Source organism: Mesorhizobium sp. P2_D5 (assembly GCF_056404355.1).
Genome location: NZ_JBFUEE010000010.1, coordinates 137984 through 153171, shown reverse-complemented (window position 1 = coordinate 153171; position 15188 = coordinate 137984). Strand labels below are relative to the sequence as shown.

Annotated in this window: 13 protein-coding genes; 9 read left to right on the top strand and 4 right to left on the bottom strand. The window is 60.6% G+C overall.

The genetic code is table 11. The features are described 5' to 3' along the window. The first annotated feature begins 162 nt into the window (after positions 1 to 162). From AC1DYW_RS30690 to AC1DYW_RS30650, 9 genes are all read left to right on the top strand, one after another. Positions 163 to 2628, top strand: a complete 2466-nt coding sequence (locus tag AC1DYW_RS30690; protein WP_477228670.1) for a xanthine dehydrogenase family protein molybdopterin-binding subunit — start codon at positions 163 to 165, stop codon at positions 2626 to 2628. Next, positions 2625 to 3308 (top strand): GntR family transcriptional regulator, encoded by a 684-nt coding sequence (locus AC1DYW_RS30685; protein ID WP_477228669.1) that lies wholly within the window; start codon positions 2625 to 2627, stop codon positions 3306 to 3308. The genes AC1DYW_RS30690 and AC1DYW_RS30685 overlap by 4 nt, the downstream gene beginning before the upstream one ends. Positions 3309 to 3714: 406 nt before the next feature. Continuing rightward, positions 3715 to 5286 carry a phytoene desaturase family protein gene (locus tag AC1DYW_RS30680; protein ID WP_477228668.1) on the top strand — a complete coding sequence of 524 codons (1572 nt, stop codon included), beginning with the start codon at positions 3715 to 3717 and terminating at the stop codon, positions 5284 to 5286. Positions 5287 to 5483: 197 nt separating this feature from the next. Further along, positions 5484 to 7016, top strand: coding sequence for an ABC transporter substrate-binding protein (locus tag AC1DYW_RS30675; RefSeq protein ID WP_477228667.1), 1533 nt, complete (start codon positions 5484 to 5486; stop codon positions 7014 to 7016). A gap of 123 nt (positions 7017 to 7139) precedes the next feature. Continuing rightward, entirely contained in the window at positions 7140 to 8147 is a 1008-nt protein-coding gene (locus AC1DYW_RS30670; RefSeq protein WP_477228666.1) for an ABC transporter permease, read from the top strand. After that, positions 8140 to 8988 (top strand): ABC transporter permease, encoded by an 849-nt coding sequence (locus tag AC1DYW_RS30665; RefSeq protein ID WP_477228665.1) that lies wholly within the window; start codon positions 8140 to 8142, stop codon positions 8986 to 8988. Before AC1DYW_RS30670 ends, AC1DYW_RS30665 begins: the two co-directional genes overlap by 8 nt. Next, positions 8985 to 9863, top strand: coding sequence for an ABC transporter ATP-binding protein (locus AC1DYW_RS30660; RefSeq protein WP_477228664.1), 879 nt, complete (start codon positions 8985 to 8987; stop codon positions 9861 to 9863). The genes AC1DYW_RS30665 and AC1DYW_RS30660 overlap by 4 nt, the downstream gene beginning before the upstream one ends. Continuing rightward, positions 9856 to 10686, top strand: a complete 831-nt coding sequence (locus AC1DYW_RS30655; protein WP_477228663.1) for an ATP-binding cassette domain-containing protein — start codon at positions 9856 to 9858, stop codon at positions 10684 to 10686. The genes AC1DYW_RS30660 and AC1DYW_RS30655 overlap by 8 nt, the downstream gene beginning before the upstream one ends. A gap of 97 nt (positions 10687 to 10783) precedes the next feature. Beyond that, on the top strand, positions 10784 to 11359 hold the full coding sequence (locus AC1DYW_RS30650; protein ID WP_477228662.1) for a VOC family protein: 576 nt from the start codon (positions 10784 to 10786) through the stop codon (positions 11357 to 11359). Between the two features lie 709 nt (positions 11360 to 12068). Here the strand turns inward: AC1DYW_RS30650 and AC1DYW_RS30645 are convergent. The 4 genes from AC1DYW_RS30645 to AC1DYW_RS30630 form a co-directional block, all read right to left on the bottom strand. Then, entirely contained in the window at positions 12069 to 12944 is an 876-nt protein-coding gene (locus AC1DYW_RS30645; RefSeq protein WP_477228708.1) for a LysR family transcriptional regulator, read from the bottom strand. 130 nt (positions 12945 to 13074) lie between these two features. Then, positions 13075 to 13608, bottom strand: a complete 534-nt coding sequence (locus AC1DYW_RS30640; RefSeq protein WP_477228661.1) for a CoxG family protein — start codon at positions 13606 to 13608, stop codon at positions 13075 to 13077. Positions 13609 to 13610: 2 nt separating this feature from the next. Next, positions 13611 to 14093 (bottom strand): (2Fe-2S)-binding protein, encoded by a 483-nt coding sequence (locus AC1DYW_RS30635; protein ID WP_477228660.1) that lies wholly within the window; start codon positions 14091 to 14093, stop codon positions 13611 to 13613. Between the two features lie 10 nt (positions 14094 to 14103). Next, positions 14104 to 15000, bottom strand: coding sequence for an FAD binding domain-containing protein (locus tag AC1DYW_RS30630; RefSeq protein WP_477228659.1), 897 nt, complete (start codon positions 14998 to 15000; stop codon positions 14104 to 14106). Positions 15001 to 15188 lie beyond the last annotated feature (188 nt).

Below are 15188 nucleotides of genomic sequence, written 5' to 3'. Positions count from 1 at the left end.
CGTCAATATGAAAAATCATCGATGATTTGCAAAATTGGAGAAAACACCACAGATCGTGGTTGACTCGCATAATTTGCTATGACACGCTCATATCGTCGACCTTGGCCTCGATCCCCAAATGGCTTCAGCATGGTCCGAATTCGCAAGGCAATGGTGTAGTTGATGAATAGTTTTGAGCGGCGCGAAGATGCACGGCTGGTCAGGGGTACCGGACGCTTCGTTGACGATGACCATTCGGTAAGTCATCTTCATCTTGTTTTTGTAAGATCACCTTACGCACACGCGAATATTATTTCGATTGACCTTGCGGCTGCGCTAGCAATGGAAGGTGTCGTTACCGCCTTCACGGGTGAAGACGTCAAGGCGCTGACGGTTCCGTATCAGGAGTTTTCGCAAGGTCCGCTTGGGCCGATCATCGACTATGGCATTGCTGTCGAAACGGTGAAATTCCAAGGCGAGCCCGTTGTTTGCATCGTCGCCCGCTCACCCGAAATTGGGGTCGACGCAGGCGAGTTGGTGCATATCGAATACGAACCGCTGCCGGTGGTCATCGACGTCGAAGACGCGATCACTGACAATGTGGTGATACATCAGGAGTCCGGTACGAATCTGGTCTGGCGCGGGAAGTTCGACTGGGGTGACGTCGATGGAGCATTTGCCTCAGCGGCCCACGTCATCGACATTGACAAGCTCTATTTCCATCGTTTCTCGAGCACGCCGCTCGAATGCTGCGGCGTGATCGCGCGATGGGATCGGGATGACGGCGTCGATTTTCTGACCGGTCTGATGCAGCCCGGTATCACGCAGCAATACATTGCGCCTGTCCTCGGGCTGCCGCCGGAGAAGATCCGCATCAGGACACGCGACATCGGCGGGGCCTTCGGTGTCAGGCAGGGCATCTTCACTTACATGACCTTAGCGGCGATCGCCTCGCGGAAGGTCGGCGGTCGATCGGTGAAGTGGGCGGAGACGCGCAGCGAGCATCTCGTCAGCAGCTCACATGGCAGCGACCGTACTTTTCTGAACACACGTGTTGCGCTCGACGAGAACGGCGTCATCCTTGCTATCGACTCGACGCATATAGACGACGGTGGTGCCTATCCGCGCTACGAGCCGTTAGGCGGCGTGATCTGGTCCCAGGTCGCGCCAGGCAACTATCGACTCCAGAACCTGCGCATCGATTTCAGCCAGGTGTCCACCAACAAATGTCCTACCGGCTCCAATCGCGGTTACTCGCGCATGCAGCATATCTGGTTCCTTGAGCGCGTGGTGGACATCTGCGGTCATCAGCTCGGTATCCCTGCCGATGAGATTCGTCGGCGCAACTACGTTCCTGAAATGCCTTGGACGACGCCCAACGGCTGCGTCTACGACAGCGGCGACTATGCGAAAATGCTGGAATCCGCCAAGGCGCTTGTCGGATGGGACGAATGGCGTGCGAAGCAGAAGACGATGCGCGCCGAGGGCAAGCTGATCGGCATCGGCATCGGCACGACGCTCGATTCCGGCACCAACAATTTCGGCCAGTCCAAAATCATCACGCCCTATTCGCCCTTCTCGGGCAATTCAGAAGGGGCAGGGGTCCGTATTGACGGCGGGGGCATGGTGAACGTAGCGATGGGGTCGGTGCCGCAAGGCCAGAGCCACGAAACCGTGGCGGCCCAGGTGGTGGCTGCCGAACTGGGCATCCCACTCGAATTCGTTCATGTCGAAAGCGGATTTGACACGCAGCGCGACGTTCACACGCCTTTTTCTGGCACCTATGCGAGCCAGTTCGTGGTCAGCTCGCTGTCGGCTGTGCATGGCGCGGTGGACAAGCTGAGGGCCGAACTGGTCGAGCTGGCTTCGATCGTGACGGGCAATGATGTCGCCGGACTCAAGGTCGGGACCGTCGACGGCCAGCCGGTGGTGATGACCGAAGACGGGTCGACCGCGCTCACCTTCGGGCAATTGTGGGCGCGCCTCTACCTGGAAGGCGGTACGCTGCCGAAGGAAGCGGGGCACCTCACGCTTGCCTGCAAGCACGTCTACCGTCCGCCCTTCGAGATTCCGGACCTGGATCGAAAATACGGCAACCTGACGCTGACCTATGCCGCGCAACTGCATGTCGTGGTCGTCGAGATCGATCAGTTGACGTCGGCCGTGCGTATCCTGGACTATGCGGCGATGGACGATTGCGGACGAGTGATAAACCACACGATCGTGAGAGGGCAGGTCAACGGCGCCATCGCCCACGGGATTGGCGCGGCGCTGATGGAAAGCTTGCGCTACGACGAAAACGGCAACCTGCTTACGGCCACTTTCAGCGATTACACGCCTATCACCATCATGAACATGCCGCGGGTCAAGCTGGGCAACATGGAGTCGCCTTCGCCCTTCACGTACAACGGCGCCAAGGGCATGGGTGAGGGTGGCGGCTGTGCGCTGCATGCACTCTCGTCCGCGCTTCAGGATGCCCTTGCAAACAATGGAATTGTCGTCCAGCGCTCGCATTATTCCCCGAGCGAACTTTACGACCTCATCTCATCCCACATTGGGAGCGCTGTTGTGCGCAAGCGTACGGCTGCTGTTGGCTGCAGTGAATCAGCGGTCTGCACGATTGAACAGCACGAAAGCCCGCTACAATGAAGTCGGTGACCATGGCGTTTAGAGACGATCTTGGGTCCGACCAATTGGTCGATGTGTTGCGCGGCAACATAATACGCTGTGTGTTGAAGCCTGGTTCGCGGCTGGTACTCGATGAACTAAAGGCACGTTTTGGCTTCGGAGCGAGTCCGCTTCGGGAAGCTTTGATGCAACTTGTTGCTGAAGGCCTGGTGGTATTCGAGGCCAACAGGGGATTTCGCGTGGCGCCCCTATCTAAAGCCCATTTTGACGATGTCGCGCGCGTCCGCACGGCCCTCGACGTGACCGCCGTGACTTGGGCGCTTGAGCACGGATCGATCGAATGGGAGGTCAAGCTGGTGGGCGCGTTTCATCGCCTCGCCAGCCTGCGCAAGTCCTCCGAAACGACCATGGAGGGTGAGTGGAGTGCAGCACACCGGTCATTCCACAGCGCCCTCGTTTCCGGATGCGAATCGCCAACACTGCTGCAGCTTACGGCTTCTGTGTTCGACCATATCGAACGCTACATCGCGCTTTCGGTAACCCTGGAGGGAACGATCCGCGACGGCATGATGGAGCATGAAGCCATCATGAAGGCAGCCTTAGACCGAGACCTCGCGAAAACGCTGGATCTTCTTCATGCCCACAACAGGCGCACCGAAGACACGGTGAACGCATATCTGCTCGAAAACGGCGGAGAATGATTGTGGCGCAGACGGACAAGATGGTGGTGAACTTCGGGGCAGCGCTGGCTCGGCCATCAGTCGCTCCTCGGAGTTCATGACGCCGCCGACCGGAATCATCGGCTAATACTGGACGGCCCGATACCGAGTTAAGGGCAGTGAAGGCCGCCGTAATCAGCGGATGGCCGTATGCGTTTCTTCGGACCTTGTCGTCATGATCACCGACTGGACCGCTGGCACCGCATCCGCGTGTGCCTGGCGGCTCCGCATCTCGGCTGTCCTGAACAGGACCTTCCAAAGATATCTGCATCGATGGACGCTTTTGCGGCAGTTGTTCCAATCAACGCGGTGAAACTCGGAACCATCGAGCCAAAGTTGGCCGTGAGAGCGGTATGGGCAATGTGAGGTTGCCGCAAGGAGGACAGGAATGACGAGCTTTGACGCAATCCTCGTAGGCGGCGGCCACAACGCGCTGGCCTGTGCGGCGCATCTCGCGCAACGCGGCTGGAGGGTTGGGGTGTTCGAGCGCAACGCAGTCTGCGGCGGCGCGGTGCGGACCGAGGAACTCACACTTCCTGGCTATCGGCACGATCTCGGCGCGATGAACCTGAACCTTTTCGCCGGTTCTGCCTTCTACCGCGCCTATCAGGAGAAGCTCGCCGTGGCAGGCCTTGCCTTTGCGCCTGCAGCTGATTGCTTCGCCAGCGTCTTCCCGAATGACAAGTGGTTCGGTGTCAGCAGCGACCTAGACCGGAATCTATCACGGCTCGCAAATCTCTCGCACCGCGATGCCGAACAATGGCGCCGGCTCGCCGAGCGGTTCCCGAAAGACTCTGGGCCGCTCCTACGCCTGCTTGGATCGCCGATGACGGCCTGGGGGCTGACGGCAACTGTGTGGGCAATTTGGCGTGCCAAGGGAGTGCGAGGTTCGCTCGAGATGTTGCGGTTCCTGCTCTCCTCCTCTCGTGAGTGGCTGGATCAAACCTTCGAGAGCCCCGAAGTGCGAGCGACCATGGCAGCCTGGGGAATGCATCTGGATTTTGCTCCAGACGTTCCCGGCGGAGCGATTTTCCCTTATCTGGAATCCATGGCCGGCCAGGCTTTTGGAATGGTGTTGGGCAAAGGCGGCGCCGACACCATGATCAAGGCGATGGAAGCGCTGATCACCTCGGCGGGTGGCGTCATCCGTACCAATGCCGATGTCGCGTCGATCAGTATCAGCGGCAATCGCGCGACCGGCATTGCGCTTGCATCTGGCGAGCAGGTGATCGCCTCCAAGGTCGTCATCGCCGGCGTCACGCCTTCCGCGCTGCTTGGATTGCTCGGCGGCAGTTTAGGCGATGCTGGCTTCGACCAGGCCATGGGCAAGTTCAGACATGCGCCAGGCACCTTGATGGTGCATCTCGCGACGAAGGAGCTCCCGAATTGGCGCGCCGGCGAGGAGCTTCGCCGTTTTGCCTACGTGCACATAGCACCCTCGCTTGACCAAATGGCGCGTGTCTACCAGCAGGCGGTCGCCGGCCTCATGCCGGCGGAGCCGGTGCTCGTGGTCGGCCAGACGACCGCGATCGACCCCGGCCGGGCTCCCGATGGCAATCACATCCTTTGGATCCAGGTGCGCATGCTTCCGAAGATCATCGAAGGCGACGAAGCCGGCACTATCGATTCACGCGACTGGCGTTTGGCCAAGGAAGCCTACGCGGACCGCGTCGTTGCCATCATTGAAAAGCACGCACCTGGGTTTACGGAAACGATAATGGCGCGCGCGGTCTTTTCGCCGCTCGACCTGCAGGCAATGAATGTCAACCTAGTCGGGGGCGACGGTCTGGGCGGTAGCCACCATCTGGCGCAGAACTTTCTTTTTCGTCCGGCAGCGGGTCGCGCCAACGGCAGCACCCCCGTCCGCAATCTTCATCTGGTCGGCGCGTCCGTCTGGCCGGGAGCAGGTGTTGGCGCCGGATCCGGCTTCCTGCTGGCCCAAAAACTCGCCGGAAAGTGAGCGGGAGCGCTCCCGACGAGGCCGATGGTTGTTGCATTCAACGCAAAGACCAAGTTTTCCAGCCGCATTGTCCGACCCCTTGGAACAACTAAGATTGCCGAAAAAGCAGCGTGTGGCATGGCCTTGGCCAAGGTCTCATCAGACAGGCGCGATATCGGAAGGCTGCTTCGGTACGCAATAACGACAGGGGAACCAAGATGCTAATCAACAGACGAAAAGTACTCGGCTACGGCGCAGGTGCGCTCAGTGCAGCGACGCTAGGTATGCCGAACCTTGTTCGAGCCCAGTCAAGCGACCTCACGATCGCCTATAACGTGAACCTTCCATCCTGGGATCCGACAGCCGGTCCGTCGTCCGTCAACCCGACCATTCAGGGTCTCTATCAATCTGTGTTCGACCAGATCATCCTGCAGAAGCCCGACCTGTCGCTTGACAAGGGGCTGATCACGCAGTGGGGCTGGAGCGATGACCGCAAGAAGGTCATGATGACCATCCGTGACGGGGTGACCTGGCACGACGGGTCGCCCTTTACCGCCGAGGACCTTGCCTGGTCGCTCGACCGCGCCGGTAAGGACGAGACAGGCAACCCGATCCAGTCGATCTGGAAGACGGTCACAAACTTCAAGACCGACGGCAACAAGGTCACCGGCGACGTGGTGACGTTTGACCCAACGTACTTCAAGTGGATGTCGTTCCTGACCGGTTATGTTCTTCCGAAGGCTTACTATCAGAAGGTCGGACCGGAAGGCTTCGAGGCAAAGCCGATCGGAACCGGCCCCTATATGGTCGACAAGTTCGAGCGCAACGCTTTCGTGCGGCTGAAGGCGAACCCTCACTACTGGGGTGGCAAGCCAGCTTTCGAAGATGTCACAATTCGATTCGTGACCGACACGGCAAGTCGGGTGGCTGAGATCGAATCCGGGTCTTCGCAAGTGACACTCGAAATTCCCTATGAGGAGTATGACCGACTGATGGCCGCAGGCAATCTTGCGGGCTCGTGCAAGAATGTCTCCGACATCGGGATGGTTTTCTTCAACAACAAGGACGCCATGCTGGACAGGAACGTCCGCCAGGCGGCGGTGATGGCCGTTGACAAGAAGCTGCTGGTCGACCGCCTGCTGCGCGGCTACGGACGGCCGCTCGATACGTTGCAGACACCGGAATACCTGGGGTTCGATCCGTCCATCAAGGTGGAACACAACCCGCAAAAGGCAAAGGAACTGCTCGCGGCTTCAGGCTATTCCACAGAAAAGCCGGCGAAATTCGTCATTCAGACAACGAAGGGCTTCAAGCCGAAAGACTATGAGATGATCCAGGCGATCGTCGGGATGTGGCGCAAGGTCGGCATCGAGGCGACGATCGAAGTCTACGAGGTCGCCAAGCATTTCGAACTGCGGGCCGCGCATAAGCTGGCGACTGCCGCTTTCTACAACTGGGGCAATTCGATGGGCGATCCGTCTAGCTCGACCGGTTTCGCCATGTTCGGCCCGAGCCCGGGCTCGTCATGGAAGACCGATGATCTCGATGCGAAGATCGGGCCGCTGTGGGGCGAGATGGACGAGGCAAAGCGCATCGCCGGCTGGAAGGCGGTCGACAAGTACATCGCCGAACAGGCTTACGTGCTGCCGTTGATCCAATACGCCCAGCCGATCATTCATTCGAAAAAGGTGAATGTCGTACCGCATGTTTCCGGCGCGCTCCTCCCAGCGCTCATGACGCCGGCGGCCTAAGCCGCCGACGTCATGAGTTTTCGTGCCGGCTGGAATGCCCCCCATTCGGGGGGGCAATCCGCTCGGCTATGCTTGGCACTTCTGAAACAGCCATATCCTTGTCACTTGTCCGGACTTCACAACATGATCCTGAACCGAATGGTTCTACGGTTGCTAACGATCGCCATCACGCTTCTGGGTGTTTCAGTCGTGGTCTTCGTCATTATCCGCGTCGCGCCCGGCGACCCGATCGCCATGATGCTCCCGCCCGGAGCCACCCAAGCCGACATTGATCGCCTGCGCGCCTTCTACGGTTTAGACAAGTCGTTGGTGGAGCAGTACTTCATCTGGGTCTCCAGCGTATGGCATGGCGACTTCGGCACATCGATCTCCTTGCGCCAGGATGTCATGACGCTGGTGCTCTCCAGGCTCCCGGCGACGCTTGAACTGTCGACGTTTGCGCTACTGATCGCGCTGCTGATCGGCGTGCCTCTTGCTGTTCTTGGCACGCGCGAGCAGGGCACCGCCGCGGAGGGGGCGATCGACGTCGCCAACGGCGCCGTGCTGTCCATTCCTGATTTCTTGTGGGGGCTGGTGCTGATCCTGCTGTTCGGCGTTCTGGCCCCCATCTTCCACATATCGGGCCGAGTCTCGCCCAACCTCAATCTACAGTTTTCGACGCAATTCTATCTGATCGAGAGCATCGTGCGGCTGCGCTTCGACGTAACGCGAGATCTGATGGGCCACATGGTCCTGCCAGCGCTGGCGCTGGCGCTGCCACTGGCGGCAATCATTTCGCAGTTGCTGAAGATGTCGCTTAAGGAGGTGATCACGCTCGACTACGTGACGCTGGCGCGGGTCAAAGGCTTTTCGGAAACGCAGGTGATCCTGCGCGAGGCGTTGAAGAACGCAGCTTTGCCAACGCTGACCCTGGTCGGCGTGCAATTCACCTTCCTCATTGGCGGCACGGTCATCGTCGAGCGGCTGTTTTCCTATGAGGGCCTCGGCAACATGGCGATCGACGCCGTCATCAACCGCGACCTGCCGCTGATCCAGGGCATCGTGCTGGTCTTCGCGCTGCTGTTCGTGCTGATCAACCTCAGCGTCGACATGATGTATGCGCTGCTCAATCCGAGGCTGCGCCATGGATGAGGGCCGTGCTCGAAGGCGAGGTGTGTCGCCACGTCTGTGGCTGGCCGGCGGCTGGCTGCTGCTGGCGCTGCTGGCCGCGATCTTCGCGCCGCTGGTCGCACCGCAGGATCCGCTGGCGCAGGACCTGATGCTGGAACGGCTGCCGCCGTTCTGGCTCGATGGCGCCGAACCCGGCTATTGGCTGGGCACCGACAGCCTCGGCCGGGATTTGTTGTCGCGACTGATCTTCGGCGGCCGCATCGCTTTCATCGTCGCCTTCGCCGCGGCCATCGCCGCCTGCCTGGTCGGCTCGACGCTGGGGCTGATCGCAGGCTATTTCGGCGGCTGGGCGGACCGCATCATCTCGCGCATCGTCGATGTCTGGATGGCCTTTCCGCCGGTGCTGTTCGCCATCCTGCTGGTGGCGGTGCTCGGCACTGGCTTGAGCTCCGTTATCCTCGCCATCGCCATCATCGACTGGACGCGCTTTTGCCGGGTGATCCGCGCCGAGGCGATGGGCCAGTCGCGGATGGATTATGTCGAAAATGCCCGCATCGCCGGCTATGGCCGCATCGGCATCATGCTGCGCGAAGTGCTGCCCAATGTGGTGCCGTCGATCGTCGCACTTCTGTCGCTGGAAATGGGCATCGCTGTCATCGTCGAGGCGATCCTGTCCTTCGTCAATCTGTCGATCTCGACCGACGACCCGACCTGGGGCGGCATCATCGCCGAGGGCCGGCTGTCGATCCACCAAGCCTGGTGGGTACTGGTGTTCCCGCTGATCACGCTGATCCTGACCGTGCTGTCGTTCAGCCAGTTCGGCGAGGCGTTGAAGACGCGCTTCGATCCGGTGCTGCGATGAGCGCCTGCCTCGACATCCGGGATCTGAGCGCCGTGCTGCCCAACGGCCAGCGCGTGCTGCGCTCGGTGTCGCTTGCCGTCCAGCCCGGCGAGGTGCGTGCGCTGGTCGGCGAGAGCGGTGCCGGCAAGACGATGATCGGCAAGGCGGTGCTCGGTGTGCTGCCGTCGAGCGTACGCATCGTCGAAGGCGACATGCGGCTCGAAGGCGAAGACCTTGGCAAGCTGCAGCCGAAGGCGCGGCGCACGCTGATCGGCGCACGCACGGCGCTGATCCCGCAGGATCCGCTGACCGCGCTCAACCCGTCGCGGCGCATCGGCTCGCAGATGACCGACCGGCTGGTGCGCATCCTCGGCTGGAGTGGCGAGAAGGCCGATACCCGTATCCGGCAACTGCTCGACGAGGTGCAGATCCGCGATCCCGACCGTGTGCTGAAAAGCTATCCGCATGAGCTTTCCGGCGGCATGCGCCAGCGGGTGCTGATCGCTGCCGCCTTCGCCGCCGAGCCAAGGCTGATCGTCGCCGACGAGCCGACAACCGCACTCGACGTCACCGTGCAGAAGCAGATTCTTCGCTTGATCGCTGCGTTGCAGCGCGAGCATGGCACGGCGATCCTGTTCGTCACCCATGATCTCGGCGTCGTCGCCAAGATCAGCCAGAAGGTGTCGGTGCTCTATGCCGGCAAAGTGGTGGAGGAAGCCGAGACGGCTGCCCTCTTCGCCGCCCCGCAGCACCCCTACACACGGGCGCTGATGGCGGCGACGCCGCGCTACACCGATCCCTTCGCCTCGCTGAAGCCGGTGGACGAGGCGGTGCTGGCCGGGCTAGCCGCCGAAATCGCCGCCGCCGATCAGGCCTGGAGGCGCCCGCATGGCTGAGCCGCTGTTTTCCGTGCGCGGGCTGAAGGTGGCGCTGCCCGACATGACGCGCAAGCCGCTGATCGGCCGCGCGCCGCTGACCGAGATCCTGAAAGGCCTGGATTTCGACCTGCCCAGAGGCTCGGTGACCGGCATCGTCGGCGAGTCCGGCTCGGGCAAGTCGACGCTCGGCCGTGCTCTGGTGCGGCTGCTGGAGCCGAGCGCCGGCAGCATCAGCTTCGAGGGCCGCGACATCACCCATCTGCCGGAGGCGGAGTTGCGGCCCCTGCGCCGCAATCTGCAGATGATCTTCCAGGACCCGATGTCGTCGCTCAACCCACGCCGCACCATTGCCAGCATCATCGCCGCGCCACTCAAGCAGAACGGCCTCGGCGACAATCTGAAAGCCCGCGTCGCGGAAGCGCTGCATCGCGTCGGCCTGCAGCAAAGCTTTGCCAGCCGCTACCGTCACGAACTGTCGGGCGGGCAGCGCCAGCGCGTCGGCATTGCGCGTGCGCTGGCGCTGTCGCCGAAGTTTGTGCTGGCCGACGAGATCGTCTCCGGCCTCGACGTCTCGACGCAGGCGCAGATCCTCACCCTGCTGGAAAAGCTCGCGGCCGAGATGGGCCTCACCGTCGCTTTCATCAGCCACGATCTGTCGGTCATCCGGCGGCTGTGCCGGCAAGTCATCGTCATGCGCGAAGGCGTGATCGTCGAGGCCAGCGCCACCGACGCCCTGTTCGAAAGTCCGAAAGAAGCCTACACGCGCGACCTGCTGGCCGCCATTCCGCTGCCAGAAATCGACCCGGACTGGCTGCACCCGCTGGCAGAGGCCCGGGCATGAATTCCAGCCGCACGCCGAACAGCGGGCTTCGGAAGTGCGCCATAACGAGTGGGCCCGCTAACGGAGGGGTAATATGAAAAAAGCAATTGCCGGCACGATGTTTGCCATCGGCTTGTTTGGCTCGATGGCAGTGGCTTCGGCGGATTCAATGCCCGGCATGCGCGGGCACGATCACACTGGCATCACGGTTCCCGACATGAAGCAGGCAGTCGACTTCTTCACAGAGGTGGTCGGCTGCAAGAAGGCGATGTCGTTCGGCCCGTTTTCCGATGACAAGGGCACCTTCATGCAGGATCTGGCCGGCGTTGACCCGAAAGCGGTTATCGAGCAGATCACGCAACTGCGCTGCGGCTATGGATCGAATATCGAGCTGTTCAAATACACGGCACCGGACCAGAAGGACCTGCATGCCAAGAACAGTGATATCGGGGGCTTCCACATAGCTTTCTACGTAGACGACGTCGCGGCCGTGAAGGCCTATCAGCAGGCCAAAGGCGTAGCAACGCGCCTCGGGCCGCTGCCTGTCAAAGAGGGTCCCGCGGCCGGCCAGACCATTATCTACTTCCAGGCGCCGTGGGGGCTGCAGCTGGAAGCGATCAGCTATCCCTCGGGCATGGCCTATGAGAAGAGTGCGGAGACGGTCCTCTGGAGCCCGAAAGAGCCAGCAAAGTGATGGGCTGAATATGGTTCGGCTTGAGGTTTGCCCTTGAGCCGAACTCCTGATTCTTGCGAAAACCGCGCCTACTGACCCAAGTATCCGCCCTGTCCGACCCGTTTCCGTGAAATCAGGACCACTCTGACCGGCCTACCAGCTCAGTCCCTTCGAAATCAATTGGTCTTCGATCCGGATGATAGGGGGCCGCAGCAGTCATGGACCGCCCTCGCTCAGACGCTCGATGGTCGCCTGCATCGAGGTTTCTGCATTCAATTTGTTCGCAGAACGGCAGCTTGGAATTTCTACTGTCGTTGCTCAACCTTAATAGCCAAAGCGGACGATGAATATGGTTGCCGGAGAACCGAATGACGTCAGATTAAAAAATGTCGACGGTCAATGGATTGTAGGTCGTCGAAAATGGGAAAGTAACGCGGCATTCATTCAAAGCTCAAGCGGCTGCCGAGAGTTACGCCGAATTCCAGCGCATCAAGCTCGGCCTGCCTGGAAGGCCACCAATTTGGGAATAGAACCTGCTCGATGAGCGCTCCGAGAGGGTTTGCTAGACATAGGGCAGGGCTGCATCGCGGCTGAACCACCAATTTGAGGAGGGGCTTCTCGAAGCTACCTGCCTGCTGGAATCGCCCGCTCTACGGCCACATTCGTCGCCCCGATCATAGGGATAATCCAGGACATCATGCTCCGAAGCGAACCCAGGGTAGATCGCAGGTCAAGGGGTGGCATTGCGTAGCAGGTGTTCGAGCGTTTCGATCAGGGCGAGCGCACTCGCCGGCAGGCGGCGACCGTTGCGTTTGATGATCTGCACACGGCTCGCCTGCAACAGGGGGTCATCGATGGGCACGGCGACAAGGTCGCTTTTGGTCAGATGCTCCGGCACCGACGTTACCGAGAGCACAGTCGCGCCGAGATTGGCAACCACGCAGTCGAGGATCGTCTGGATCGAATTGCTTGTCATCACAACGGGTATCCGGCGGCCCGTCTGTTCCTGAATTTCGGCTAGCTGTTGACGAACGCGGAACCCGATGTCGGGAAGGATAATCCTGTGGCCGGCGAGCTCATCCAACGAAATGCTGGCGCGTCCCGCCAGCGCGTGTTCGGGCCGGCAGATCAGGCAGGTGGGCTGTGAGAAAGAATTAATGACGCGTATCCTTGGATCGCCGGTCGGCCCCATGACGACACCAAAATAGCATTCATCCTCGGCCACCAGCGGGATGATTTCCCGCGAAGACAGGCTGCGAACCGAAATCGAGATCTGGGAGTAACGTTTCGAAAAACTTGCCAGCGCCTCAGCGAAGATCGTCCGCAACAGTCCAGTCCCGATCGCCACGTCGAGATGGCCGCTGCGCAAGCCCTTCAGGTCGTCGAGTTCCGTGAGTAAAGTCTCTCGCTGTGAAGCTCGATCGCGGTAGTATTCCAGAACACGCGCCCCGGCCGCCGTCAGGCGCACGACGTGACGCCCTCGCTCGATAAGATCGATGCCGAGCTCTTCCTCGAGGCTGGCTATGTGCCGACTGATCGAGGAAGGGGCAATGTCCAACGATTCGCTGGCCGCGCGCATCGTGCCGAGCCTGTAGGCTCGATACAGATAGTCGATGCGTTCATCCTTGAACTCCCGCGACGTCTTGCTCTCAAGGGAGATATCGGACTTTGCGCCAATGCTCCTCGTCGATTTCAGTGGTTTCTCCTAACTCTGCAATTCGGCTGGTAGTCGCCGGTTATCCGGTGGTTTTGCCGCCGAAGAAGTCCTTGAATGACGCCGCGCCCCTCGCAACCAAACCAGGCTGGACAGCAGCCTTGCCTCCCGGAGGTCCGCCGAGCGCGTTTTGGGCAGCCTGCGCGAGCGATTTGATTTGCCGATTCGCCAAGGGGATGAGGATGCCCTGCGCCAACGATGCGAGTTTGCCGCTAACGATCGCTTCGACCGTCCAGTTGACACGGCTGCCAACCCCGAGCGGCTCGATCTCAAACGTCATCTTGGCGTCCATTATGCCCAGCGCATGACGGCCACTCAATTGATATTTGACGAATGTCGGGCGCTCGGCGCCGATACGCTTGGTCTGGACATCTGATTTTCCGCGGATCTGTGGCACGCCGACTTCGAGGGTTACCGTGAATTCGGTTTCGGACGTCTTAGTGAGCCCCTTGAAGTAGGGGAGGATCGGCGCGAACTTGTCCGGGTCGGTTATGAAATCATAGACTGCTTCGGGCTCGGCTGCGGCCTCGAACTGCCCGTTCAGATTAACGTTCATTACTAGTTCTTTCCCATCTGGGATGCAGCGAGTACTGCATCGACTATTGGCGTGTAGCCCGTGCAGCGGCACGTGTTGCCGGCGAGACCCTTGCGAACCGCCATTTCATCAGGGTTGGGATTCTCGGCAAGCAGCGAGGTTGCCGAGATCAGGAAGCCGGGCGTACAAAAGCCGCATTGCAGCGCATGATTTTCAGAAAAGCACTTCTGGAGGACGCTGAGTGTGCCGTCCTTGGCCGCAAGTCCCTCCACGGTGCGAACCGTCTTACCGTCGGCCTGGACAGCCAACAACGTGCAGGATTTGGCCGCGCGCCCGTCCAGGAGAACTGTGCATGCTCCGCAATAGCTGGTGTCACAGCCAATGTGGGTGCCGGTCAGTTCGAGTGAATGCCGAAGGAATTCGACCAGCAGCATCCGGGGTTCGACTTGCGCTTCTATGGCCTTGCCATTGACCGTGAGCCGGATTGTCTTCTTGTGCGTGTTCATGGCGTGCGGACTATCCATAATAGTGGTGGGTATCCCTGACCTCGATGCCGGCTCGCCGGCGTGCGATGACATCGAACGCGCGAATGACAAGACCGCGTGCCAAATTGCGCTTGTAGGCTTCCGAGCCCTTGTTGTCGGAAAGCGGCTCAACGAATTGTGATGCCGCGTCGCCGATCAGCTTTGCAAGTGCTTCATTGAACACCTTGCCGGCGGCGATCTCGTTGGCCGCGTCGAACGGCAGGGCGGTGAGGCCCAGGCAGCCGAATCCGATTCTCAGCGAACGGACAATGTCGCCGTCCAGATTGACCTGCAGGGCGCAGCTGGCGGTCGGATATGCCGGCGCCGAGCGCTTGAAGGCAACGAAGGTCCCGAACCCGTCGAGCGATTCACGCGGAATAGCGATGCGCGTGATGATCTCGCCCATGGTGAGCGCGGGCGTATAGGCGTCCGCCAGGAGAGTGCGTATCGACTGCACACGGGTGCCCTCGGAGCCCTCGCAGAGAGCTACGGCGTCAAGGGTCGTCAGCAAGGCCGGCCAGCAAGCGCAGGGATCAGCCTCGGCGATGCTTCCGCCGATGGTGCCCATGTTGCGGACCTGGGCGTCGGCGATGCCCAGCGCGCAGTCCTGAATGATGGCAAAGGTCTTGGCCGCCTCTGACTTGCCCGCAACCCCATGCCGCGTGAGCGCGCCGATCTCGATCAGGTCGTCGCCGAGCGTCACCTCGTCCGCGCCTTGGATGCCGGTGAGATCGATAAGGAGTTTCGGCGCGAGAAGCCGGAGCTTCATCATCGGAATCAGAGTCTGGCCGCCAGCCATCAACTTGGCATCGGACCCTCCGTCTACCAGCGCAGCGGATGCTTCCGAGAAGCTTGCCACTTTGATGTAGTCGAAACGGCTTGGATACATGCGCGACCTCTGCCACTTGTTTAGGCCGATTTAGCCACCGAACAGACCGGGTATCAATGCAGCCACGTGTCTTGTTGGTTGCGCCGGCTGCAATGCGAATGAATGCGCATTGCGCAACAAATTGTCCGAACGCCGGCATCGAATGGCCGCTTAGGCCTGTCGTATATCCAATTCAAGACAACGACGAT